The sequence below is a fragment of the Pseudoalteromonas sp. Ld20 genome (assembly GCF_045064175.1).
Taxonomy (GTDB): domain Bacteria; phylum Pseudomonadota; class Gammaproteobacteria; order Enterobacterales; family Alteromonadaceae; genus Pseudoalteromonas; species Pseudoalteromonas neustonica.
Map to the genome: position 1 here is coordinate 477,415 of NZ_JBISHB010000030.1, position 23,526 is coordinate 500,940.

The 23,526-nt window shown below is 39.7% G+C and carries 21 protein-coding genes and 1 rRNA gene; 17 read left to right on the plus strand and 5 right to left on the minus strand.

Translation table 11 applies throughout. From position 1 onward, the window contains the following. The first annotated feature begins 9 nt into the window (after window positions 1–9). Window positions 10–1,293 (plus strand): threonine synthase, encoded by a 1,284-nt coding sequence (gene thrC, locus ACJJVX_RS07895; protein WP_054206157.1) that lies wholly within the window; start codon window positions 10–12, stop codon window positions 1,291–1,293. Window positions 1,294–1,374: 81 nt separating this feature from the next. Here thrC and ACJJVX_RS07900 read toward each other — a convergent pair whose 3' ends face one another. Continuing rightward, window positions 1,375–1,740 (minus strand): hypothetical protein, encoded by a 366-nt coding sequence (locus tag ACJJVX_RS07900; RefSeq protein ID WP_405630920.1) that lies wholly within the window; start codon window positions 1,738–1,740, stop codon window positions 1,375–1,377. 273 nt (window positions 1,741–2,013) lie between these two features. Between ACJJVX_RS07900 and glyA the strand changes: the two genes are divergently transcribed. The 10 genes from glyA (at window position 2,014) to ACJJVX_RS07950 (ending at window position 12,600) form a co-directional block, all read left to right on the plus strand. Next, on the plus strand, window positions 2,014–3,270 hold the full coding sequence (glyA, locus tag ACJJVX_RS07905; RefSeq protein WP_054206156.1) for a serine hydroxymethyltransferase: 1,257 nt from the start codon (window positions 2,014–2,016) through the stop codon (window positions 3,268–3,270). A gap of 102 nt (window positions 3,271–3,372) precedes the next feature. Next, a complete protein-coding gene (gene nrdR, locus ACJJVX_RS07910; protein ID WP_016708083.1) occupies window positions 3,373–3,822 on the plus strand; it encodes a transcriptional regulator NrdR in 450 nt (149 codons plus the stop codon). A 1-nt stretch (window position 3,823) separates the two neighbouring features. Continuing rightward, window positions 3,824–4,960, plus strand: coding sequence for a bifunctional diaminohydroxyphosphoribosylaminopyrimidine deaminase/5-amino-6-(5-phosphoribosylamino)uracil reductase RibD (gene ribD, locus ACJJVX_RS07915; protein ID WP_054206155.1), 1,137 nt, complete (start codon window positions 3,824–3,826; stop codon window positions 4,958–4,960). A 22-nt stretch (window positions 4,961–4,982) separates the two neighbouring features. Then, window positions 4,983–5,636 (plus strand): riboflavin synthase, encoded by a 654-nt coding sequence (locus ACJJVX_RS07920; protein WP_054206154.1) that lies wholly within the window; start codon window positions 4,983–4,985, stop codon window positions 5,634–5,636. A gap of 30 nt (window positions 5,637–5,666) precedes the next feature. After that, on the plus strand, window positions 5,667–6,779 hold the full coding sequence (gene ribBA / locus ACJJVX_RS07925) for a bifunctional 3,4-dihydroxy-2-butanone-4-phosphate synthase/GTP cyclohydrolase II (protein ID WP_054206153.1): 1,113 nt from the start codon (window positions 5,667–5,669) through the stop codon (window positions 6,777–6,779). A gap of 146 nt (window positions 6,780–6,925) precedes the next feature. Then, on the plus strand, window positions 6,926–7,390 hold the full coding sequence (ribE, locus tag ACJJVX_RS07930; RefSeq protein WP_016708079.1) for a 6,7-dimethyl-8-ribityllumazine synthase: 465 nt from the start codon (window positions 6,926–6,928) through the stop codon (window positions 7,388–7,390). 15 nt (window positions 7,391–7,405) lie between these two features. Beyond that, entirely contained in the window at window positions 7,406–7,816 is a 411-nt protein-coding gene (nusB, locus tag ACJJVX_RS07935) for a transcription antitermination factor NusB (protein ID WP_054206152.1), read from the plus strand. Between the two features lie 45 nt (window positions 7,817–7,861). Beyond that, entirely contained in the window at window positions 7,862–8,836 is a 975-nt protein-coding gene (gene thiL / locus ACJJVX_RS07940; RefSeq protein WP_054206151.1) for a thiamine-phosphate kinase, read from the plus strand. Then, window positions 8,833–9,318, plus strand: a complete 486-nt coding sequence (locus ACJJVX_RS07945; protein ID WP_054206150.1) for a phosphatidylglycerophosphatase A — start codon at window positions 8,833–8,835, stop codon at window positions 9,316–9,318. The genes thiL and ACJJVX_RS07945 overlap by 4 nt, the downstream gene beginning before the upstream one ends. Window positions 9,319–9,513: 195 nt before the next feature. Continuing rightward, entirely contained in the window at window positions 9,514–12,600 is a 3,087-nt protein-coding gene (locus tag ACJJVX_RS07950; RefSeq protein WP_054455238.1) for a ligand-binding sensor domain-containing diguanylate cyclase, read from the plus strand. A gap of 75 nt (window positions 12,601–12,675) precedes the next feature. Here the strand turns inward: ACJJVX_RS07950 and dxs are convergent, their stop codons facing one another. From dxs to ACJJVX_RS07965, 3 genes are all read right to left on the minus strand, one after another. Continuing rightward, window positions 12,676–14,538, minus strand: a complete 1,863-nt coding sequence (dxs, locus tag ACJJVX_RS07955) for a 1-deoxy-D-xylulose-5-phosphate synthase (protein WP_054455237.1) — start codon at window positions 14,536–14,538, stop codon at window positions 12,676–12,678. 104 nt (window positions 14,539–14,642) lie between these two features. Beyond that, window positions 14,643–15,530, minus strand: a complete 888-nt coding sequence (ispA, locus tag ACJJVX_RS07960) for a (2E,6E)-farnesyl diphosphate synthase (protein WP_054206147.1) — start codon at window positions 15,528–15,530, stop codon at window positions 14,643–14,645. A gap of 3 nt (window positions 15,531–15,533) precedes the next feature. After that, a complete protein-coding gene (locus ACJJVX_RS07965; protein ID WP_054455235.1) occupies window positions 15,534–15,776 on the minus strand; it encodes an exodeoxyribonuclease VII small subunit in 243 nt (80 codons plus the stop codon). A gap of 302 nt (window positions 15,777–16,078) precedes the next feature. On the opposite strand from ACJJVX_RS07965, the gene pomA reads away from it, so the two are divergent. The 4 genes from pomA to ACJJVX_RS07985 all read left to right on the plus strand — a co-directional run bounded on the left by pomA (window position 16,079) and on the right by ACJJVX_RS07985 (window position 20,390). Beyond that, window positions 16,079–16,846 (plus strand): flagellar motor protein PomA, encoded by a 768-nt coding sequence (gene pomA, locus ACJJVX_RS07970; RefSeq protein WP_054206145.1) that lies wholly within the window; start codon window positions 16,079–16,081, stop codon window positions 16,844–16,846. Window positions 16,847–16,848: 2 nt separating this feature from the next. Beyond that, complete coding sequence (locus ACJJVX_RS07975; RefSeq protein WP_054206144.1) at window positions 16,849–17,769, plus strand: flagellar motor protein MotB; 921 nt, start codon at window positions 16,849–16,851, stop codon at window positions 17,767–17,769. Window positions 17,770–17,923: 154 nt separating this feature from the next. After that, a complete protein-coding gene (locus tag ACJJVX_RS07980; protein WP_405630926.1) occupies window positions 17,924–18,412 on the plus strand; it encodes a hypothetical protein in 489 nt (162 codons plus the stop codon). Window positions 18,413–18,479: 67 nt separating this feature from the next. Next, the gene (locus tag ACJJVX_RS07985) at window positions 18,480–20,390 is read left to right on the plus strand and encodes a DNA topoisomerase III (RefSeq protein WP_054455233.1); all 1,911 of its coding nucleotides are present in this window, start codon (window positions 18,480–18,482) and stop codon (window positions 20,388–20,390) included. 2 nt (window positions 20,391–20,392) lie between these two features. Here ACJJVX_RS07985 and ACJJVX_RS07990 read toward each other — a convergent pair whose 3' ends face one another. Further along, a complete protein-coding gene (locus ACJJVX_RS07990; protein WP_405630930.1) occupies window positions 20,393–21,703 on the minus strand; it encodes a M20 family metallopeptidase in 1,311 nt (436 codons plus the stop codon). Window positions 21,704–21,789: 86 nt separating this feature from the next. Here ACJJVX_RS07990 and ACJJVX_RS07995 point away from each other — a divergent pair, with 86 nt between their 5' ends. Beyond that, on the plus strand, window positions 21,790–22,647 hold the full coding sequence (locus tag ACJJVX_RS07995) for a tetratricopeptide repeat protein (RefSeq protein ID WP_054206140.1): 858 nt from the start codon (window positions 21,790–21,792) through the stop codon (window positions 22,645–22,647). 679 nt (window positions 22,648–23,326) lie between these two features. Beyond that, window positions 23,327–23,526: ribosomal RNA gene (locus ACJJVX_RS08000) — 16S ribosomal RNA — on the plus strand; the annotation flags it as partial.

A 23,526-nucleotide genomic window follows, 5' to 3' on the forward strand; every position in this document is an offset into this window, starting at 1 on the left:
GAATAAATAATGCAATTACATAATTTAAAAGATGATTCACAAAAAGTGTCGTTTGTTGATGCAGTTAAAACAGGTTTAGGCCGAAACCAAGGCGTATTCTTTCCTGAATCCCTAGCGCCACTGGCGGACATTGATGCTTTACTTGATATGGACTTTGTTAGTCGTAGTAGTAAAATTTTATCGCATTTAATTGGCGATGAGTTGCCCGCAGATACTGTTGCGCAAATGGTGCAAAATGCGTTTAACTTTCCGGTAAAACTGGTTGAAGTAGAAGAAAATATTTATTGTTTGGAATTGTTCCACGGTCCAACACTTGCCTTTAAAGACTTTGGTGGCCGCTTTATGGCTGAGTGCTTAGCACAATTTAGCCAAGGTGAAAAAACTACAATACTAACAGCAACCTCTGGTGACACAGGTGCAGCTGTTGCTCATGCGTTTTATAATAAACCAAATATTGATGTGGTGATCCTTTATCCAAAAGGGAAAATTTCTCTAGCGCAGCAAAAACTGTTCACTACATTGGGGAATAACATTCATTGTTATGCAGTTGATGGTAGTTTTGATGATTGCCAAGCGATGGTAAAAAATGCATTTTTAGATGATGAAATTAAATCTCGACTAGGTTTAAACTCGGCTAATTCAATTAATATCAGCCGTTTAGTTGCACAAGTTTGTTACTACTTTGAAGCAATTGCACAATTACCGAAAGAAAAACGTGCTAACGCGCATATCTCTGTGCCAAGTGGTAATTTTGGTAACGTGTGTGCGGCAATGATCGGTGCTGTTATTGGTTTGCCTGTCGCTAAACTCAGTGCAACAACGAATCAGAATGATACTGTACCGCGCTTTATCCATGATAAAAACTGGGCACCTAATGCGACGATAGAATCACTTTCAAACGCAATGGACGTGAGCAAACCTAATAACTGGCCACGAGTGCAAACCATGTTAGATAATAATTGGTTTAGTTATGATGACTTTTATTCAACCAGCGTTGATGAAAGCAATACACAAACAGTGATGAAAAAAATTCAACAAACGGGCTATGTTGCAGAGCCTCACACAGCAATAGCTTATCAGGGACTTAAAGCTAATTTAGCACAAGGAGCGGCAGGGGTGTTCTTAGCTACAGCGCATCCAGCTAAGTTTAAAGATAGCGTAGAAGAGATTTTAAATATAGAGCTCGATATGCCAAAACCATTAGCGGATGCATTAGCTAAGCCATGTTTGGCTGAAGATATTGCAGATGACTACAGTGTGCTTCGCGATATTTTATTAGCTAAATTAGGCTAATTTTTATAATTAGATAAAGTTAAAACAAAAAAGCGATAATACATTACGTATATCGCTTTTTTATTGTAAAAATATTTAAATTTAAACCATGGACCGTGAACGACGATTTAAAATACGTAAACATAAAATTAAAATGCCAATCAAACAGATCATCGCGCCAGCAAGTGTAACGAGTTGATTGGGTACCCGACTAACTAGAATTAGACCAGTAAGCAACAGAATGAAGGGCTTAAATTCATAATAATAATAGTGTTTTCTTACTTTTTTTCGGTTTACTTTATGATCTATACGGCGCGCATTAGATCGCAGACGCCAAATGTTTGCGCCATTTAAGAACAAAGCAATGCCGATAGCCGTCGGCAATAGGGTAGTCGAGAAAAGAATGCAAAACCCACCAAAAATAAAATAGCAGTAGGGAATAAATTCGTAAATAGGTTTAGCTAACATAATAAGCCTATGATCATCCATGATTACATTTCGTACAATAGTAGTGTAAATAGAAACAAATGCAATAAATTAACACATTAAAAATACAAATATTTAGTTGTTTTATTTATTAATATTATTTATGTTTCTATAAAAAAATATCATTACAAAAACACTGTGAATTAAATTCAATCCCTGTTTAAATATGTTCATCTTTACATCGTAGTCAAATTGACGTTTTCAGCGTACAATATTGCCTTTAAAAACACCATACACGTTGCCCTAGGAGCCCCCATGTTAGAACGTAGCATGAATATTTCGGATTTTGATCCAGAGTTATTTGACGCAATCAACAAAGAGACTGCTCGTCAAGAAGAACACATTGAGCTTATCGCATCTGAAAACTACTGTAGCCCACGCGTACTAGAAGCGCAGGGTTCACAGTTAACAAATAAATATGCTGAAGGTTATCCGGGCAAGCGTTATTACGGTGGTTGTGAGCACGTTGACGTGGTTGAGCAACTAGCGATTGACCGTGCAAATGAATTGTTTGGTTCTGAATACGCAAACGTTCAGCCTCATGCTGGCTCACAAGCAAATGCCGCTGTATTTTTAGCGCTATTAGATGCTGGCGATACGGTACTTGGTATGAGCTTAGCTCATGGTGGTCACTTAACGCATGGTTCACATGTGAGCTTCTCTGGTAAGCTTTATAATGCAATCCAATACGGACTTGACGAAGCAACGGGCGAAATTGATTACGCACAAGTTGAAGCGCTAGCACTTGAGCATAAACCAAAAATGATCATCGGTGGTTTCTCAGCATACTCAGGTATTGTTGATTGGGCTAAATTCCGTGAAATCGCTGATAAAGTAGGCGCTTACTTGTTCGTAGATATGGCTCACGTTGCTGGTCTTATTGCTGCAGGCGTTTACCCAAGCCCAGTACCACATGCACACGTTGTAACTACTACTACGCATAAAACATTAGCAGGTCCACGTGGCGGTTTGATTATTTCAGCCTGTGGCGACGAAGCTATTTATAAAAAGCTTAATAGCGCTGTTTTCCCAGGCGGCCAAGGTGGTCCTTTATGTCATGTTATTGCTGCAAAAGCAGTGGCATTTAAAGAAGCACTACAACCAGAGTTTAAAGTATACCAAACTCAAGTTGTTAAAAATGCCCAAGCAATGGTTGCAGTAATGCAAGAGCGCGGCTACAAAATCGTGTCTGATAAAACAGAAAATCACTTGTTCTTACTTGATTTAATCAATAAAGACATCACTGGTAAAGATGCAGATGCAGCTCTGGGTAATGCGAATATTACAGTGAACAAAAACTCAGTACCAAACGATCCACGTTCACCATTTGTTACCTCTGGTCTGCGTATTGGTTCACCTGCAATCACACGCCGTGGTTTTAAAGAAGCTGAATCTAAAGAGCTAGCGGGCTGGATCTGTGACGTGCTAGACAACATCACTGATGAGTCTGTACAAGCACAAGTTAAAGAAAAAGTTAAAGCAATCTGTAAAAAATTACCTGTTTACGCTTAATTATTAAGCCCACTGTAATTTAGATCACAATAGCGACGTTTTTTGCTATTATAAAGGCCGCCTTAAAGCGGCCTTTTTTGTTTTTAATGGAAGCTGATACCTATGCATTGCCCATTTTGCACCGCAAAAGATACCAAAGTAATTGACTCGCGTTTAGTTGGTGGTGGCCACCAAGTTAGACGACGCCGTGAATGCAATGAGTGTCATGAACGCTTTACCACCTTTGAAGGCGCTGAACTTGTGATGCCTCGGGTAATTAAACAAGATGGCAGTCGCGAACCTTTCAACGAAGATAAACTTCTCAATGGTCTACACCGCGCATTAGAAAAACGTCCCGTTAGTACTGAGCAGGTTGACGAAGTTGTCAATATTATCAAATCTCAACTACGAGCAACGGGTGAGCGTGAGATATCCAGCCACTTAATTGGTGAGTGTATTATGGAAGCGCTTAAAAAACTCGATAAAGTCGCCTATGTACGTTTTGCTTCTGTGTATCGTTCGTTTGAAGATATCCGTGAATTTGGTGAAGAAATCGCCCGTTTAGGGGAGTAAAATGAGTCAAAACGTATTATTCACAGAGCAAGATCATCAATTTATGGCACGGGCTATTGAACTTGCCAAGCAAGGACGCTTTACAACAACACCAAATCCTAATGTTGGCTGTGTGCTAGTTAAAGGTGGTCAGATTATTGGTGAAGGCTTTCATCAATTAGCTGGGCAAGGTCATGCTGAAGTCAATGCGTTAGCAATGGCAGGTAGCCAAGCCAAAGGTGCCACTGCGTATGTCACACTTGAGCCTTGTAGTCATTTTGGTCGCACACCTCCGTGTGCCGAAGGCCTAAAAGCCGCGGGCGTGATAAAAGTGATTGCCGCGATGGTTGATCCAAATCCGCAAGTGGCAGGTAAAGGTCTCGCAATTTTAGCTGATGCAGGAATTGAGGTTGCATCAGGGCTATTAGAGCAACAAGCTAAACTATTAAACCGTGGCTTTTTAAAGCGTATGGAACAAGGCATGCCATTTATTACCTGTAAAATGGCGGCAAGTCTTGATGGTAAAACGGCCCTTAAAAATGGTCAAAGTAAATGGATTACGGGCTCTAAAGCTCGTCAAGATGTGCAACTTTATCGTGCACAAAGCTGCGCTATTTTAACGGGGGCAGATACCGTTTTAGTTGATGACGCCAAGCTTAATGTTCGTATTGATGAATTGCCAGAATCATTACCCACAGAGTTACCTTTGCGTCAGCCAGTAAGAATTATTATTGATTCACAAAATCGTTTAACTCCTGAACTGGCTTTGTTTAGTATAGAAAGTGAGATAATTATTCTTACCACTGAGCTTGATAAATCAAAGCAATGGCCTCATTACGTAAGCCATATTGTAGTGCCAAAACAAAATAATAAGGTTGATTTACTGGCCGCTCTCAAGCTTTTAGCACAACGCCAATTTAATCATATTTGGTTAGAGGCCGGTGCAACCCTTGCGGGAAAAATGACAGAGCAGGGGCTTATTGATGAATACATTATTTATTTCGCACCTAAATTGTTAGGTAACGATGCCAAAAGTTTATTAAATTTTGCAGAACAGACAAATATGCAAGATGTGGACAACTTAACAATTAGCGAATGTGCACTAATTGGTGATGATATTCGTATCACAGCTGCGCGGTGTTTAAATACAGCGCCTTAACCTACTATTGAAGAGCAACCTTATGTTTACTGGTATAATAGAAGCAACAGGCACAATTAGTAAATTAGAACAAAAACAAGGTGATTTAGCCATTCGCATTCAAAGTAGCAACCTTGATATGGCCGATGTGAATTTAGGTGACAGTATTGCAACCAACGGCGTATGTTTAACGGTTGTAGCAAAGCACAGTGATGGTTTTAGTGCTGACTTGTCAAACGAAACGATAAGCTTAACCGGGTTTGCTCATTATAAACAAGGGCAAACGGTTAACCTTGAAAAAGCCATGCAACCTGTATCTCGTTTAGGGGGGCACTTAGTCTCTGGGCACGTTGATGGTATTGCGACTATTACAGCTATTACGCCCAATGCGCGCGCTGTTGAATATTGGTTAAGCACCGATGCGCAACTGATGAAGTATATCCCGTATAAAGGCTCGGTATGTATTGATGGTATTAGCCTAACGGTTAATGCGATAGAAGATAACAAATTTAAACTGACTATCGTGCCGCATACGAGTGAACAAACAACCATTGCTGATTTTAAAATTGGCACCCAAGTGAATTTAGAAGTTGACCAAATTGCTCGTTATTTAGAGCGCTTGATCAAAGGGGCAGAACAACCTGCCGGTTCAGATATTTCGATGAATTTACTTGCCCAAGCGGGTTTTATTAAGTAGCCCCAACTCCACAACTTACACGAGCAGATTATGAATTTACACAGCGCACAAGAAATTATTGATGACATTAAAGCCGGTAAAATGGTTATTTTGATGGACGATGAAGATAGAGAAAATGAAGGCGATTTAATTATCGCAGCCGAACATATAAGTGCTGAAGCGATTAATTTTATGGCCACTCATGGCCGCGGCTTAATTTGTTTAACAATGACACAAGAACGTTGTGAGCAGCTTGATTTACCATTAATGGTTAAAAACAATGGTGCAGCATTTTCGACTAACTTTACAATGTCTATCGAGGCATCTAAAGGTGTTACCACGGGGATTTCTGCTGCAGATCGCGCGCGTACTGTACAAGCTGCGATAGCCAAAGGTGCTGTGCCAAGTGATATCGTGCAACCGGGTCATATTTTTCCAATTATGGCGCAACCGGGTGGGGTGTTAACCCGTGCAGGTCATACTGAAGCTGGTTGCGATTTAGCGCGTTTAGCTGGGCTTGAAGCATCGTCAGTAATTGTTGAAATTCTTAATGCCGATGGCACTATGGCGCGCCGTCCTGATTTAGAAATATTTGCCGAGCAACATAACATCAAAATTGGCACCATTGCTGATCTTATCGAATACCGTAACATTAACGAAACCACTATTGAGCAAGTCGCGAAATGTAAATTGCCAACAGAGCATGGAGAGTTTGATTTAGTAACCTATAAAGATACTATTGACGGCCAGCTGCATTACGCACTATTAAACGGTGACGTTAAAGCGAATGAACCAACTTTAGTACGTGTTCATCTGCAAAGTACTTTTAATGATATTTTGTTATCAGATCGCAGTGCCGATAGAAGTTGGGGCTTATCAGATGCTATGGCCTATATTGCTAAGCACCAAGGTGTGTTAGTAATTCTTGGTAAGCAAGAATGCACTGATGAATTAGAAGCCACGGTTAAAGCGTTTGCAGCAGAAGATGCTGGCGAAACTGTTGCACACCGTAAGTTTCAAGGTACATCGCGTACTGTAGGTGTCGGTTCACAAATCTTGGCTGATCTGGGAATTGAAAAAATGCGCTTAATGAGTCGCCCTAAAAAGTACCATGCGCTGTCGGGCTTTCACCTTGAAGTAGTTGATTACGTAGAACCAGAATAAGCTCAGGCCTGTTTCTGGTTTTAGATTAATAAACTTTAATTATGAAAGGCAAACAGGCTCTAGGCTATTATTTTATTTATATGGTATGATGCGCAGCAATTTTTGCGCAATCGCAGCCGCTTAAACTTATTTTTTAGGGTTATCGAATGAAAATTATTGAAGGTAATAAATACGCTCCGGGTAAGAAATTCGCAATTGTTATTTCTCGCTTTAATGACTTTATTGGTAGCAGCCTTTTGGCAGGCGCTGTTGATGAATTGAAACGTACAGGTGGTGTATCTGATGATGATATTACCGTAGTTTATGTACCAGGTGCGGTAGAATTACCTTTAGCAGCGAAACGCGTTGCAGCAAAAAAAGAGTATGATGCAATCATCGCTTTAGGCGTCGTGATCAGAGGTGGTACGCCACATTTTGATCTTGTTGCTGGCGAATCAAATAAAGGCTTAGCGCAAGTGTCGCTTGAGTATGATATCCCGGTTGCATTTGGCGTATTAACCACAGAAAGCATTGAGCAAGCGATTGAACGCGCGGGCACTAAAATGGGCAACAAAGGCGGCGAAGCTGCTCTAGGTGCACTTGAAATGGTTAATGTGTTAGATAAAATTTAAGTTTAAGGAATTTTTGTGAAACCAGCAGCAAGGCGTAAAGCACGTATTTTAGCACTTCAAGCCGTTTATTCTTGGCAATTAAGTGGCAATGCAATTGCCGATATCGAACAACAAATGTTGATCGAAAATGATGTGACTAAAATTGATGTTGAATACTTTAAAGATCTTTCGCGTGGTGTTGCTATAAATCATAAGCAACTAGACGAAGCAGTCTCTCCACATTTAACGCGTCCTTTCGACGAGTTAGACCAAGTTGAACGCGCTATTTTACGTTTAAGCAGCTATGAGCTGAAATTCCGTGAAGATGTACCTTATAAAGTTGCTATCAACGAAGGTATTGAGCTTGCTAAAATCTTTGGCGCAGAAGACAGTCATAAGTTTGTTAATGGTGTACTAGATAAAGCAGTAAAGCATTTACGTAAGTAATGCGACTGCAAAGAGGAGAGCCGGCATAGGCCGGCTTTTTTGTGTATGAAGGAATTTGAATTAATTAATCGCTACTTTAAAGGTCGCGGTATAACTCGTCGCGATGTTAATTTAGGGATTGGTGACGACTGTGCTTTGGTGACTGTGCCGCAAAATTGCCAGTTAGCTATTACCACAGATACACTTGTTGCGGGCGTGCATTTTTTTGATGATATAGCTCCGCGCGCGCTAGGCCATCGTGTACTTGCTGTAAACTTAAGTGATCTAGCGGCAATGGGCGCTGAGCCGACCTGGGTTTCGGTTGCTTTAACATTGCCAAATATAGACGTCGAGTGGTTGGAAGAGTTCACCGAGGGCATGCATGAAATTGCTGAGTACTTTAATGTACAAATTATCGGTGGTGACACTACACAAGGCCCTTTAAGTATTACTATTTGCGCCAAAGGTATTGTGCCAGAAGGTAAAGCGCTACGTCGTAGTGGTGCTAAAATAGGTGATTGGATTTATGTTACTGGACCTCTAGGCGATGCGGGTTTGGCTATAGAGGCTCGAAAACAAGGTTTAAATATAGCGCCAGAACACCTAAGATATGTTAATCAACGGTTTGATTATCCAACTCCGCGCGTTGCTGCAGGTCAAGTTTTACGTGGTTTTGCATCTTCAGCGATAGATATTTCTGATGGTTTATTAGCTGATCTTGGCCATATAGTTGGTATGTCACAGGTCAATGCGAGCATTAATGTTAATAATATTCCAACCTCAGATGCAATGCGCGCTACTTTAAAGCGAGATCAACAGCTGCCTTTTATTCTTAATTATGGCGATGATTATGAGTTGTTATTTACTGTACCTGACAGTAATAAAAGCATGCTAGAAATGAAATTACGTCAATATGGTGTCGATGCGAGCTGTATTGGTCAAATAAAAAGTGGTGAAGGGCTAATTGAGCTAATGCTCGACGGTAATAAATTAGAATATGACCGTACAGGCTTTGAACACTTTACCAAGGAGTCGGTTTGAATAACCCCTCAAAATTTAATTTAAAACGTCCACATCAATTTTTTGGTTTGGGTTTTGGCTTAGGACTAGCACCTAAAGCCCCCGGTACTTTTGGCACGTTTGCAGCATTGCCGTTTATTTTTATCACTATGCATTATCCACTGTGGTTACAAATAGTCTTTGCTGTAGTTATAAGTGTTTTTGGGATATGGGCATGTGGCAAAACCGCAGATGACTTAGGTGTGCACGATCATCCTGCGATTGTGTGGGATGAAGTTGCCGGGTTTTACATTACCATGATTGGTGCTGCGCTGAGTTGGCAATCTCTGTTAGTTGGTTTTTTATTGTTTCGCTTTTTTGATATTTTTAAGCCTGGCCCTATTCGTTTACTTGATAAGCGTGTGCATGGTGGTTTTGGCATAATGGCTGATGATATTTTAGCGGGTATATTTTCATTAATTTGTGTTCAAGCATTGTTCAAATTGGGCTATTTACCGCTCTGATCGTCTTAGGTTTAAAGCTTTATATTAAATAGTTCATTAAACAAAGCAGCGTTGGCGTTTATAGAATCACATGGATGGGGAAATGGCGGTGCAGGAGCAATAGTCGAATTGTTTTAGGATTATTTTTTGATCACTATAATCGACCACTTGCTTAATACAATTGGTATTCGTTCTTTGCAATAAGGTGTTGACGTTATGATGCGATTTTTATTGGTTGTTACCGTGCTGCTATGCAGTATGCCGAGCAAGGCATCAATTACAGACTATGTTGTAAAGCAATGGAATACACAAAATGGTTTGCCTTCACAATCACTTAAAAGTGTTGTGCAAGATGAGCAGGGTTATATGTGGTTGGGTACTCAATTTGGTCTGAGCCGCTTTGATGGTAACACCTTCACCAACTACAACACCTTAAATAGCCACTTTTTGCCAAGTAATGGTATTAATAAATTGTTAGTCGATAGCGATGGTTATTTATGGATTGGTACCAAAGATGGTATTGTTGTTATTGATCCAACCACCATGGCTGCGCAACAATTTAATGTTAAAGGCCCTGTACGAGATGTACTCGAAGATGGTAAAGGGAGCATCTGGATTGCTGCTAATGGCTTATATTATGTGCCTCGAAACCAAATTAGTTTAAGCCTAGATACAAGTAATCAAGTCTTAGCAGCAAACGCTACCCCTATCACACAAATTGTTGGTTCAGTCAGTAAAATGGCCTTGTCATCAGATGGGATATGGCTAGTAAATGAACGTCACTTATTACGGTTAACTAACTCATCCTCTGATTTTGCTAAATTACGCTTAGAACTTACTGCTAAAGTCTCCTTACCTGAACGATTAGCACAAACGATTATTCACGACTTAGCTTGGCTTGAAGGTAACTTGTATTTGGCTTCCGAGTTAGGCGCTTACTTTTTAGACCTTGATGATGAACTAAGATCTTTTCCCCTCCCAAATGCAAATAATTCTGCTGTTTATAAATTTATGAGTGACTCTGATGGGGCGCTCTGGATTTCAACGTACGGACGTTTATTGTTTAGGGATAATTCGGGCGACTGGCAATGGGTTGAACCCAGTCAGCTTGACCAAAGTATTTGGTTTGCGGACTTATACCGTGATAAAGAAAACAACATTTGGCTTGCCAGCTTTAGTGAGGGGTTATGGCTTGCTCATGAAGGGAGGATTGAACGTCATTCTGCAATATCACAAATGACAGAAGCCGTTATGGCTATTAGCCAAGCACCGGATGGACGATTATGGGTCGCTAATCGAAGTGGCGTAGGCTACTTTGATTTAGATAAAAACTTTATAAATAAAATACCGAGCAATCAATATGGCCGCGCGGCAGTTCATGATTTACAGTTTGATGGCGATAGACTTTATATAGCGACAGGGCGAGGTGTTTTTTTCTATGAAAATAAAACCTTATACACAGTCCCTGGGCGAGCACTAAAAGATAACCCTGTATTTGCGATCAGTCGCTCCAACAAGGGAGGCTTTTGGATTGGGACAGGCCGAGGTATGTATAGATTGAGCTACGGTGGTTTAACACCCTTTGCTTACAATGCATTTTTAGGCAGTAAGTTTATTACTTATGTGCTCGATAAGGCAAACTTTGGCCTAATAGGAACAAGTAAAGGGGCGTATTATTTTACCGATCGTGGTATTGAAAAAATAGGTGATCAAACAAGCTTAGAAAGCGCCTATATTACGAGTATCTTACATATTGATGGTGTAGGTATATTAATAGGTTCGTTAAATGATGGGTTATTTTATCGCAGCACTCAAGGGCAGTGGCATCAACTTGATGCGTCAAATGGCTTACCATATGGGTCGATTTTTAGTCTGCGTTACGATGAAAAACTAAAGCGTATTTGGGTTAGCACCATGAAAGGTGTGTATCGAATGCCGGTTGAGCAATTTAGTGGCGACATTGAAAGTTTAAAAGTAGAGCAAGTGATATCTTCTTTTGATCGCCAATTAGATGGTAAAGCAAGTCAGTGTTGCACTGGTTTAGGTCATGATGCTGTTGCTGAATCAGGTAATTCAATGTGGTATCCGAGTTTACAGGGTGTTGTTGAAATACCTAAAGATATTGAACTCTTCGGTATTAAACCTTTACGTCCAAAAGTCGAAAGTTTAAATACAGGGTTACGTACACTCGCTACGGCAGCTTTAGGAGATAATCCTGAGCTTGAAACCGATGAGCGGGATATTACGCTTAAATACACAGCGATTGATTATTCTGCGCCGACGAGTATTGAATTTAGGTATCGACTTAGTGGTTTAGATAGTGATTGGCGTTATGCCAATACTCGTCGTGAAGCCATTTATACTAATTTACCGCCAGGGCCATTCTTATTTCAACTTGAAGCAAAGCGACAAGGTGAAGATTGGGTTAAGGCTCAAAGTACCGAATACGCGTTTGTAGTACCAAGACGTTTTGATGAAACCATTTATTTTAGGTTACTCATTACCAGCAGCTTTATTTTGTTATTCTACCTTGTGTTTTGGGTGTTTAGAAAGCAAGAACGACGTAAGCAAGCAGCTCTTGAAAGTCAGGTAACTGAGCGCACAACAGAGCTACGTGAAGCTAATGATAAGCTTAACCAAGTTAACTCCCAGCTAAAACTTGTAAGTCACTCAGATGAACTTACAGGGCTTAGGAGTCGTCGCTTTTTGTTTGATCAATTACCAAAAGATATTGAGCATTTCCAACGTAATTCTCAGTCGTTACAAGCGCAGGGGAAATCTTTAGTTTTACTTATTATTAATTTTGATAATTTTAGCCGCATAAATGATGCTTATGGCCCGTTAGGTGGAGATAGTTGTTTACAACAAATGGCTGCATTATTGAATACCCGTACACAGGGCTCTGATTATGTTGCTCGTTGGAGTGGTGATGAGTTTTTATTATTACTACGAGATTTCAAACGTGCATCAATTGATAGTTACGTATCAGAGTTGTGCAAAGCCGTTGCCTCTCATACCTTTAAATTACCCAATGGCAGTAATATAAATTTAACAGCATCAATCGGTTTTTCATTTTACCCATTACCACTTTTAGGTGGGCAAGTAATTGGCTGGGAAACCTCTGTCAATCTAGCAGATATTGCTCTACAGCAGGTCAAAAAGCGTGGTGGTGACGGGGCTGCTAATATTACGTTTGATGAACAGCTTGATGCATTTGAATTTGAACAAACTCATAATGTTGAACAACAACTCAGTGTTTTACAGGCAAATGGTCTCGCCGATATAAAAATTTGGATGCGATAAGGCAATTTAAAATATAAAAAAGGAGCCCTTAGGCTCCTTTTTTATTTCTGTGACATGAGGAGATTAATCAGGTAATTAATCAATAAACTGTTTAATTGCAGTGAGAATACCTTGCTCTCCTAGCCCCATTTCATCATGCATTTGCTCTTGTGTACCATGCTTGATGAATTCATCTGGAATACCTAAGTTTAAAATGTTAGCGGTTGCTTTCATAGCTGCTAAATATTCATTAACCGCAGACCCAGCACCACCGACAATCGCATTATCTTCAAGTGTAACGATAACGTCATGCTCTGCTAATAATGTGTCTATTAAGACGGTATCAAGCGGTTTAACAAAGCGCATGTCAACGAGACTAGCACCTAGTTCATCTGCGGCTAATTGTGCATTTTCAAGTAACGTACCAAAAGATAAAATTGCGATTTTAGTCCCTTGTTTAATGACTCGGCCTTTACCAATCTCAAGTTCACTCATTTGCTCACTGATCTCAGTCGTGCCAGCACTACCACGAGGATAACGAACCGCAACAGGGCTGTTACAACGATAGCCGGTATACAACATTTGACGGCACTCATTGGTGTCACTAGGTGTCATGATAATCATATTTGGAATGCAACGCATGAAACTTAAATCGTATGCGCCTTGGTGGGTTTCACCATCAGCGCCAACAATACCCGCACGGTCTATAGCAAATAGTACAGGGAGATTTTGCAACGCAACATCGTGAATGAGCTGATCATACGCACGCTGTAAAAAACTAGAGTAAATTGCAACAACCGGTTTCAGCCCTTCGCATGCAAAACCAGCCGCTAAAGTAACAGCGTGTTGTTCAGCAATGGCAACATCAAAATATTGTTCCGGATACTCTTTTGAAAATCGAACCATGCCTGAACCTTCACGCATGGCCGGGGTAATTGCCATCAACTTTTCATCTTGGCTTGCCATATCACATAGCCAATCGCCAAATACTTTAGAGAACGTGGCTGCGCTTGGTTTTGATTTTGGTAGGCTTGAAATAGCAGGGTCAAACTTAGGTACGCCATGATAGCCAATAGGATCAGCTTCAGCTGGTTTATAGCCTTTGCCTTTTTGAGTTTTAATATGCAGTAACTGCGGGCCTTTTAAATTACGCATGTTACGTAGTGTATCAACCAGCATATTCACATCATGGCCATCAATTGGGCCAATATAGTTTAAACCGAGTTCTTCAAAGAAAGTTCCCGGGATAACCATGCCTTTAAGATGCTCTTCCATTCGACTGGCTAATTGCTTCACTGGTGGCACACCAGATAAAAGTTTTTTACTACCTTCGCGAATATTTGTATAAAAACTGCCAGATAAAATCCGTGCAAAATGATTAGTTAGTGCGCCAACATTTTCCGAAATCGACATTTCGTTGTCATTCAAAATGATCAACATGTCAGATTTAACATCACCTAGGTGATTCATTGCTTCAAATGCCATACCCGCAGTAATTGCCCCATCGCCAATAACAGCGACGGTTTTACGGCCTTTCCCTTCTTTTTGAGCAGCAATCGCCATTCCTAATGCTGCTGAGATTGAAGTACTTGAGTGACCAACACTAAAAGTATCGTATCGGCTTTCTTCGCGAAAAGGAAAAGGGTGTAAGCCATCTTTTTGACGAATGGTATGCATTTGGTCACGCCGACCAGTTAAAATTTTGTGCGGGTAGGCTTGATGGCCTACATCCCAGACTAAACGATCATCAGGTGTGTTATAAACATAATGAAGTGCTACTGTAAGTTCTACAGTGCCTAAGCCTGACGCAAGGTGGCCACTGCTTTGCGAGACTGAATTAAGTAAATATTCACGCAACTCATTGCTAAATGCAGGTAATTTTTCTTGCGCTAAATCACGCAGTTGGGCTGGTTCATCAACCAAACCTAATAATGGATACTTGCTACTATCAAGTGTCATGATTTTTAATACATCCTTCGCTAACCAGAGGTCATTATAGCGCAATGTTACTCTGATTTTTTAGTTATTTTGTACGTCATTGTTTACTCATTGTTGAGCTATATTTAATAATCGCGTTCAACAATATATTTTGCCAAGTTTTCGAGTTCACGTGTATCAGCATCAATTTCAGCTAGCGCATTGAGTGCTTGATTGAGTAATGATTGTGCTTTTTCTTTTGCGCCATCTAAGCCCAATATTGCAGGGTAAGTTGCTTTATTTGCTGCGATATCAGAGCCTTGTGGTTTTCCGAGTGTGTATGTATCGCCTTCAACGTCTAGGATATCGTCTTGTACCTGAAAAGCCAACCCAATTGCATTTCCAAAAATTCTTAGCTGTTGTAGTGTACGCTCATTTGTATTTATAGAACACATGGCACCTAGCGCTATAGCGCAGTTTAATAATGCACCTGTTTTTAAATTATGCATGCGTTCGAGTTCAGATAAGCTAATCACTTTATCCGTAGCAGCAATATCTAACGCTTGCCCACCAACCATACCCTCAATTCCAGATGCTTTAGCCAATACGGCAATCATTTTTAATTGTTGCTGAGCAGGCACTTTAAATTGATGATTGGCAATTAATTCAAATGCTAATGTTTGTAGTGCATCACCTGCCAATATAGCTTGTGCCTCACTATACATTATATGGCATGTTGGCCGACCACGGCGCAAGTCATCATCATCCATTGCAGGTAAATCATCATGTACAAGCGAATAACTATGAATACATTCTATGGCAGCTGCGAGAATATCAAGATCTTGTTTGTTTGCGCCTAGCATTTTCCCCGTGGCGTATACCAAAAATGGGCGTATACGTTTGCCACCATTTAAAACACCATAATGAGTTGCATTTTTAATGGTTTCGTCTGTATCTAGAGGCTGTTTAAAATACTGATTAAGGGTTGTTTCAACATCGTGTTGAGCCTGTTTTATTTGTTCTTTTAATGGCACCGATTAATCCAAATCATTATCAAAAGTTGTAAGCGATGATTGGTTATTATTACCCATTAGAATAGCTACTTTTTGCTCTGCTTGTTGTAGTTTATTCGATGATGCTCCCGCTAGTGAAATCCCACGTTCGAACTGTTTTAATGACTGCTCAAGAGATAACTCTCCTTGCTCCATTTGTGTGACGATTAATGAAAGTTCTTCGAGTGCTTGCTCAAAACTGAGGTTTTCTGGTTTTTTAGTCGCCATACAGAATTTAACTTAGATGATAGAAATTTGAGGCCAATTTTAGGGGGAATGCTAAACTAGGTCAAAGACTGATGTGTTTTTTTTAATTAATAATTGGTTTTGCTCGTAAATACATTGGAGTATAAGAATAGGTTAATGCGAGATTTACTGTAATATTTAATTAAATTGAACAAAATACAGCTCGATATTCTTAATTTATTTATATGAAATGATTTAAGTATTTCAATAAATTGCCGATAAGCGCTTAATAATAAAAATTTGTTGTCAGTGGCAGCAATGTATCGATTCCTCTGGAGGGATAAGTGGATTTAGCAACCATAATAGGTATTCTCGGAGCTATTGGCTTAATTGTCATGTCCATGTTTATGAGTAGTAGCGGTGAAATGGCGATGTTTTACAATACACCGTCAGTGGTTATCGTATTTGGCGGTTCACTGTTTATTGTTTTATCTAACTTTACAATGTCTCAGTTTCTTGGAATAGGTAAAGTTGTAACCAAAGCATTCATGTTTAAGATTGAATCTCCTGAAGAACTTATTGAAAAAGCAGTTGAACTTGCTGATTCAGCACGTAAAGGAGGGTTCTTAGCACTTGAAGAGGCTGAAATCCCTAACGGATTTATGCGCAAAGGTGTCGATATGCTTGTAGATGGCCACGATGCTGATGTTGTGCGCGCTACATTACAAAAAGATATTTCTTTAACCCTTACTCGCCATGAAACGGGGGCCGGTTTATTTAAATCACTGGCTGATATAGGCCCTGCAATGGGTATGATTGGTACGCTCATTGGGTTAGTGGCAATGTTGTCAAACATGGATGATCCAAAAGCGATAGGACCTGCAATGGCGGTAGCGCTTTTGACCACACTATACGGCGCATTTTTAGCGAACGTTGTAGCAATTCCAATTCAAGTGAAATTAGAGCTGCGTAAAGAAGAAGAAGCAATGAACCAGCGTTTGATTCTAGATGCAGTTTTGGGTATTCAAGATGGCCAAAACCCAAAAGTAATAGAAGGTATTTTGAAAAACTACTTACCAGAATCAAAACGTAAAGTGGATACTGAGGAGTAAGCATGTCTGATCAAGAGTGCAAATGTCCACCACCTGGTCTGCCCGCATGGATGGGAACCTTTGCTGATTTAATGTCATTGTTGATGTGCTTCTTTGTACTTTTGCTCGCGTTTTCAGAAATGGATGTCCTCAAGTTTAAGCAAATTGCGGGTTCGATGAAGTTTGCTTTTGGTGTTCAAAATAAAATAGAAGTTAAAGATATTCCAAAAGGAACGTCCGTGATTGCCATGGAGTTTACCCCCGGTAAACCTGAGCCAACACCTATAGAGACTATTCAGCAACAAACCGTCGAAATGACACAGCAAATGCTAGAGTTTCAAGCGGGCGATGAAAGCTCTGCAGGTGGTCGTCAAGAGCAGCGCGGCGATAAGCGCGGTGGTGAATCTCAAAGTACTGCACAAGAGCAGTCATCAGAGCAATCAACAGCGGCGGCTGATCAAGAACAAGTAAATGAACTCGTTAAAAAAATTGCTCAACAGTTGGAGCAGCAAATCATAGATGGTGCAATAGAGCTTGAATCACTTGGTCAGCAAATTATTATTCGGATCCGTGAAAATGGTTCATTTCCTTCAGGTAGTGCATTTTTACAACCTAAATTTAAACCAATTATTCGTGATATTGCGACGTTATTAAAAGATGTGCCAGGTGAAATTACAGTCTCTGGGCATACCGATGATTTTCAAGTTTCTAATGAGTTATATACCAATAATTGGGACTTGTCATCTAAGCGTGCTGTTGCCGTTGCCACAGAAATGCAAAAAGCACAAGGGTTTGATAAAACAAGAATGATGGTTGTTGGTCACGCAGAAACCCGCCCATTAGTGCCAAATGAAACGGATACTGATAGACGCCGTAATCGGCGTGTTGAGATTTCTATAATGCAAGGTAAAGCGAAAGAATCAGATCCAATAGAAGTTCGTTAATGATACTTGGCAAAGTACTTTTTTTAGCATAAAGTAAATTTTCCTTAACAAGTGTAACGGAGTGACTTATGAGAAAAATAGACAAGTATAGCTATATGCCAGGTAATGGCGGTGGCAATGACGATGATGATAAGAAACCAGATAAAAAATAGCTATGGCTGATTGGTTTTTGAAGTTTATTTTAATTTTGGAAAATAGCTGGGTGTTTATTTTAAGCCCAGCTATTTTTGTTTTCTATTTACGTAAAGATTTTTTTGCACTTCGTTTTGTTTCGATAACCGCCGTTTTTTTTCTTTACGGTACGCTTATACACGATCCTTTAAAAAATTTAGATGACGGTATATATGTATATCGGTATGTCGTTTGGGCATTCAATGATCTAGCTTGGATGGCATTAATTGCATATCTAGCCATTAAAGATAAAGTGTATTTATGGCAAAGCATATTGGGGCAATTAGTGGTTTTAGGGGCCCCAATTTTACAGTTGTTTAGGCTGCTTGATCGCCACCTTTGGGATCTTTCATATAGTACTATGATGTATAAAACATTATTACCTATTATAAACATAGCTACGGTGGTTGTGTGTTATCTACCATTAATATATTTAGTTTTAAAAAAACGCGATATGACCTCACAGGCTTAATAATTCCCCATCTAATTTACCTGTGCTAAAATACTGTTTATATAAACAGTTGTTGTGGCGCGTTATTATGAAATTATACATTGCTGAAAAACCCTCACTTGGTCGTGCAATTGCCGATGCGTTGCCAAAACCCCATAAAAAACATGACGGCTATATTGAAGTTGCTAATGGTGATTGTGTTTCTTGGTGTATAGGCCATTTGCTAGAGCAAGCAGAACCAGATGATTATAACGAACAATATAAAAAATGGCGTTTTGATGACTTACCTATCATTCCACAGCAATGGCAGTTAAAGGCAAAACCTAAAACTCGTAAACAACTTACTGTACTTAAAAAATTAATCAAACAAGCTGAACAGCTTGTTCACGCTGGCGATCCGGACCGCGAAGGTCAGTTACTGGTGGATGAAGTAATCGAACAAGTAAAATTATCACAAACTAAAAAGCAGAGTATTCAACGCTTATTGATTAGTGATTTGAATGTGAGCGCAGTTAAAAAATCATTGCAAAATGTGCGCTCAAATCGAGATTTTATTCCGTTAAGTGTATCTGCTTTAGCCCGCTCTCGAGCTGATTGGCTGTTCGGTATGAACTTAACGCGTGCCTATACACTTGCAGGTCAAAAAGCAGGGTTTGGTAATGTATTATCGGTAGGTAGAGTACAAACGCCTATTTTAGGTTTAGTGGTAAATCGCGATAATGAAATAGCTAACTTTATAGCGAAGCCATTTTATGAAGTATTTGCCCACCTAAGCACAGAAAATAAAGAGACATTTTCTGCAAAGTGGCAACCAAGTAAAGCCTGTGAACCTTATCAAGATGAAGAGGGAAGAGTACTTCACCGTGGACTTGCTGAAAATGTTGCGTCACGTATTTCTAATCAACCTGGTGAAATCACAGCGCTTGAACAAAAGCAGAAAAAACAACAGGCCCCTTTGCCATATAATTTATCAGCATTACAAATAGATGCTGCCAAAGCATTTTCAATGCCTGCACAAAAGGTATTGGATATTTGCCAAAATTTATATGAGCGTCATAAGCTCATTACCTACCCCCGTTCAGATAATCGTTATTTACCTAAAGATCATCATCAAGAAGCTGCGAGTATAATAAAGGCAATTGTTATTAATGGTGGTCAAAGTGATGCAAATTGCCAAGGCGCTGATATTAGCAAACGCGGTAAGTGTTTTAACGACAGTAAAGTTGCGGCGCATCATGCCATTACTCCTACAGCTAAGCAGCTAAAGTCAGTAAGTTTGAATGCGGAAGAAAGTAAAGTGTATGGATTGATCTGTCGTCATTATCTAATCCAATTTTATCCTGACTATATTTATAACGAAACAAAAGCAGAAATAACAATTAATGGTGGTGTTTTTAAAGCTAACGCAAAGCAAGATGTGAGTTTAGGTTTCAAAGTACTGATGGGAAAAACAGCATTAAAAGATGAGCAGATCTTACCTCCTTTAAGAAAAGGTCAAAAGTTACATTGTGAGCGGGGCGAAGTTATCGATAAAATGACCAGCCCACCGGCCCATTTTAATGATGCTACATTGCTTGGCGCGATGACAGGCATTAGCCGTTATGTTAAAGATCCAGAGATTAAAAAAATATTAAAAGAAACGGATGGCTTAGGAACCGAAGCAACCAGAGCGGGTATTTTAGAATTGTTATTTAAAAGGCAATTTTTAAAGCGCCAAGGCAAACTTATTTTAGCAACTGATACAGGTAAGGCATTGATCAGTGCGTTGCCACACGGTTTAGCCAGTCCAGATTTAACTGCAAAATGGGAAGCGTCACTGAGTAATATTGCAGAACAACAAATGAGTTATCAACAATTTTTAAATCCTTTATTAGCTGATTTAGTAGGATTTGTTGAATTAGCCAAAAATTGTAACAGCAACGTGTTTGCGCAATTACCAAAAACGTCGCCAAAGCGACGTTTTAAAAGAAAAGCCAAACCAAAAGCCAAAACTGCATAAGTTTATTGGTTAAATAAAGCCACCGCTGCATTACTCATCGCGCTAATACCCGTTGGGATTGCAGTTTTATAGTCAGGAGCAAATTTACTGGAATGCAGAGAAGGTAAAGTTGCCCCTGATTTTTGAGCTGCTAGATAGTGGCCTTGCTCTACACCACCTAACCAAAATAAGGTAATAGGAATTTTTTTATCTGTGCGGCCATATAGGCCAAAATCTTCCCCAGCCATAACCGCTTCTGTTTCTAGTACATTACTCTGGCCAATTGCGGCGCTAATCGCACTGCGTACAAGATCAGTTTGAGCTGGATTATTATAAGTTGAAGGGATCGACTCATCTTCATGTACATAAACAACGGGTAATAACTCTTCAGTTAAGCCCGCACTAAACGCAATACCACTACTAATACGTTTGATCGCTGCAATTTGTTGCTCGCGAATTTTAGGGTTATAACTACGTAATGTTAGTTGTAGTTTCACCTCATTTGAAATGACATTATGTTTTGATCCACCATGGATTGAGCCTACCGTAATTACTGATGGTTCAAGAGGAGATAATTCACGACTAGTAATTGTTTGCAGCGCCAAAATTATTCGTGATGCAATCACCACAGGGTCAACTGTCAAATGTGGATAAGCGCCATGACCACCTTTACCTTTGACAGTTATATCCACTGAATCTACACTTGCCATAGTATATTCATTCTTCATGCTTACTTTACCAGCAGGAACACCGGCACTAACATGTAAAGCAATTACATGATCAGGAGTAGGGTATTTGGTGAATAAACCTTCTTTAAGCATCGCTTTTGCGCCGCCACCTACTTCTTCTGCAGGTTGTGCCACCATCATCAAAGTACCTTGCCAAGCACCTTTATGCAGCATTAACTGTTGTGCAGTGCCGATAAACGAACTCATATGAATATCGTGACCACAACCATGCATTACTCCAACCTTAGCCCCTTCGTCATTTATTACTGTGACCTTTGATGCGTAAGCTTTGCCCGTTTGTTCTGTAATTGGCAAGCCATCGGTATCAGTACGGATCATAACTGTTGGGCCATCACCATTTTTATACATGCCAACGACACCGTAGCCGCCTATGTTATCGGTTACTTCAAAGCCAAGCGTCCGTAATCTCTTTGCAAGCTTAGCTCCCGTTTGTTGTTCATGGTATGAAAGTTCGGGTGATTGGTGTAAATCTAAGTAAAACTTTTCAATAGCAGGCATCGTTTTATCTAATTCCAGATCTAACGTTGTTGAGCTTGCAAGTGGACTAAGCAGTATAAGTGCAGCATATAGACTATGAAATTTCATAAAATACCTTTTTGGTTTATGGCTTGTAATTATTATGTTTGCCTCCATATAAAACCCTAAATAGTCTGATATGGCAATCAATCGCAATGAATAATATGGTAAATGTTAATCCGCAAAATCTTCAGCAAGTTCTGGGTGAAACATCACAACAAAAACTAGTTCTATTAAGCTTTTTCTCAGCACAAAGCCCTGAGTGTCAGTCTCAAGCTGCTATTTTACAAACAATAGCAAAAGATTATGGTGACTATATTTTGATCGCCACATTAGATTGTGATGCAGAGCAAGCACTCGCAGCACAACTAGCACAGCAAGTTGGGCTGCAAACGTTACCAACATTAGTATTATTGAAAGATTCAGCCCCAGTCGATGTATTAGCTGGTGCACAAGCTGAAACTCAAATAAGAGAAGCATTAAGTAAGCACTTACCACAACCTCACGAAATGTTGTTAGAACAAGCCAAGCAAGCACTCATTGCACAAGATTTAAATCAAGCGTTTAATTTTGCTAAGCAAGCGTATGAATTGGATAACACCAATGCGCGTATAAAATTAGTATTAGCAGATATCTGCATTCAAATACATAAGCTCGATGATGCACATGCATTATTAGGCTCGGTGGACGAAACAGACCGAGATGCATATTTTACAAATATTCAAGCAAAGTGTGAGCAAGCTCTTCAAGCACAAGAATCGCCAGAGCTAAAAGCACTTCAAGCGAAAGTTGAAAAATACCCTAATGATCTTGAATTAAAAGTAGAGTTAAGTGCAGCATACGATCAAGCTGGCAAGAAAGAGCCTGCATTAGAATTACTCTTTACTGTATTGAAAAGAGATTTGAACTTTGCCGATGCCAAAGTAAGTTACTTAGCTATTATAGCCTCTTTACCCGATGGTGATAGTTTGGCTGCTAAATACAGAAGAAAGCTATACAGTATCTTATATTAATCAATTTATAGCTGAATTTCAGAAAGCGCCAAAGTGGATGGCGCTTTTTTGTATTAAAAACTTGCGAAATACTAATAATCGACAATACTGAAGATCCTCTTTGAGAACGTTGGTATGTATTTTATACAGATAACTTAGGGTTTTATGCTGTTTAGCTCATAAACTGAACGAACGGTGCGTTGTTTCAAGTTTTCTTTAAAAAACGCTTGCGTAAAATCAACCGCGCCCTATAATGCGACCCCACTGAGACGGCAGACAGCAACGCTTAGCGGGGCAAGAGTTAATCAGTGAGTCGAGTAAAACTTGAGTTTGAATTTTTATAAAGTTTAAATTTAAGTGTTGACAAAAAAATAGGAAAGCGTAATATGCGCAGCCCTAGCGAGATAAAGTTTAACTTTAATCGCAACGTTCTTTAACAATATAAAGCAATCATCTGTGTGGGCACTCGTACAGATTGAGTTCTAACAGCCGAACTTAACTTTCTTTTTAGATAGGTAAGCAAGGCAAAAAATTTAGAGTCTCAATGTGATTTCTCGAAAGAGAAACTGAGTGACCAACAGAATAGTTATTTTTAATAATTATTCGGCACAGTCAATTCAATATCGAAAGATATTAAATAAATTCAGAATTCATTGAGCAGGTTCTTCATTCTTTATTGGATGAGAACAGAAAAAACTTTTAATTGAAGAGTTTGATCATGGCTCAGATTGAACGCTGGCGGCAGGCCTAACACATGCAAGTCGAGCGGTAACAGAGAGTAGCTTGCTACTTTGCTGACGAGCGGCGGACGGGTGAGTAATGCTTGGGAATATGCCTTTTGGTGGGGGACAACAGTTGGAAACGACTGCTAATACCGCATGATGTCTACGGACCAAAGTG

What these genes read in the sequence shown, in the direction of transcription:
- thrC (WP_054206157.1), top strand. Translation starts at nt 10, where the DNA reads ATGCAATTACATAATTTAAAAGATGATTCACAAAAAGTGTCGTTTGTT.
- ACJJVX_RS07900 (WP_405630920.1), bottom strand. Translation starts at nt 1,740, where the DNA reads ATGTTAGCTAAACCTATTTACGAATTTATTCCCTACTGCTATTTTATT.
- glyA (WP_054206156.1), top strand. Translation starts at nt 2,014, where the DNA reads ATGTTAGAACGTAGCATGAATATTTCGGATTTTGATCCAGAGTTATTT.
- nrdR (WP_016708083.1), top strand. Translation starts at nt 3,373, where the DNA reads ATGCATTGCCCATTTTGCACCGCAAAAGATACCAAAGTAATTGACTCG.
- ribD (WP_054206155.1), top strand. Translation starts at nt 3,824, where the DNA reads ATGAGTCAAAACGTATTATTCACAGAGCAAGATCATCAATTTATGGCA.
- ACJJVX_RS07920 (WP_054206154.1), top strand. Translation starts at nt 4,983, where the DNA reads ATGTTTACTGGTATAATAGAAGCAACAGGCACAATTAGTAAATTAGAA.
- ribBA (WP_054206153.1), top strand. Translation starts at nt 5,667, where the DNA reads ATGAATTTACACAGCGCACAAGAAATTATTGATGACATTAAAGCCGGT.
- ribE (WP_016708079.1), top strand. Translation starts at nt 6,926, where the DNA reads ATGAAAATTATTGAAGGTAATAAATACGCTCCGGGTAAGAAATTCGCA.
- thiL (WP_054206151.1), top strand. Translation starts at nt 7,862, where the DNA reads ATGAAGGAATTTGAATTAATTAATCGCTACTTTAAAGGTCGCGGTATA.
- ACJJVX_RS07950 (WP_054455238.1), top strand. Translation starts at nt 9,514, where the DNA reads ATGATGCGATTTTTATTGGTTGTTACCGTGCTGCTATGCAGTATGCCG.
- dxs (WP_054455237.1), bottom strand. Translation starts at nt 14,538, where the DNA reads ATGACACTTGATAGTAGCAAGTATCCATTATTAGGTTTGGTTGATGAA.
- ACJJVX_RS07965 (WP_054455235.1), bottom strand. Translation starts at nt 15,776, where the DNA reads ATGGCGACTAAAAAACCAGAAAACCTCAGTTTTGAGCAAGCACTCGAA.
- ACJJVX_RS07975 (WP_054206144.1), top strand. Translation starts at nt 16,849, where the DNA reads ATGTCTGATCAAGAGTGCAAATGTCCACCACCTGGTCTGCCCGCATGG.
- ACJJVX_RS07980 (WP_405630926.1), top strand. Translation starts at nt 17,924, where the DNA reads ATGGCTGATTGGTTTTTGAAGTTTATTTTAATTTTGGAAAATAGCTGG.
- ACJJVX_RS07985 (WP_054455233.1), top strand. Translation starts at nt 18,480, where the DNA reads ATGAAATTATACATTGCTGAAAAACCCTCACTTGGTCGTGCAATTGCC.
- ACJJVX_RS07990 (WP_405630930.1), bottom strand. Translation starts at nt 21,703, where the DNA reads ATGAAATTTCATAGTCTATATGCTGCACTTATACTGCTTAGTCCACTT.
- ACJJVX_RS07995 (WP_054206140.1), top strand. Translation starts at nt 21,790, where the DNA reads ATGAATAATATGGTAAATGTTAATCCGCAAAATCTTCAGCAAGTTCTG.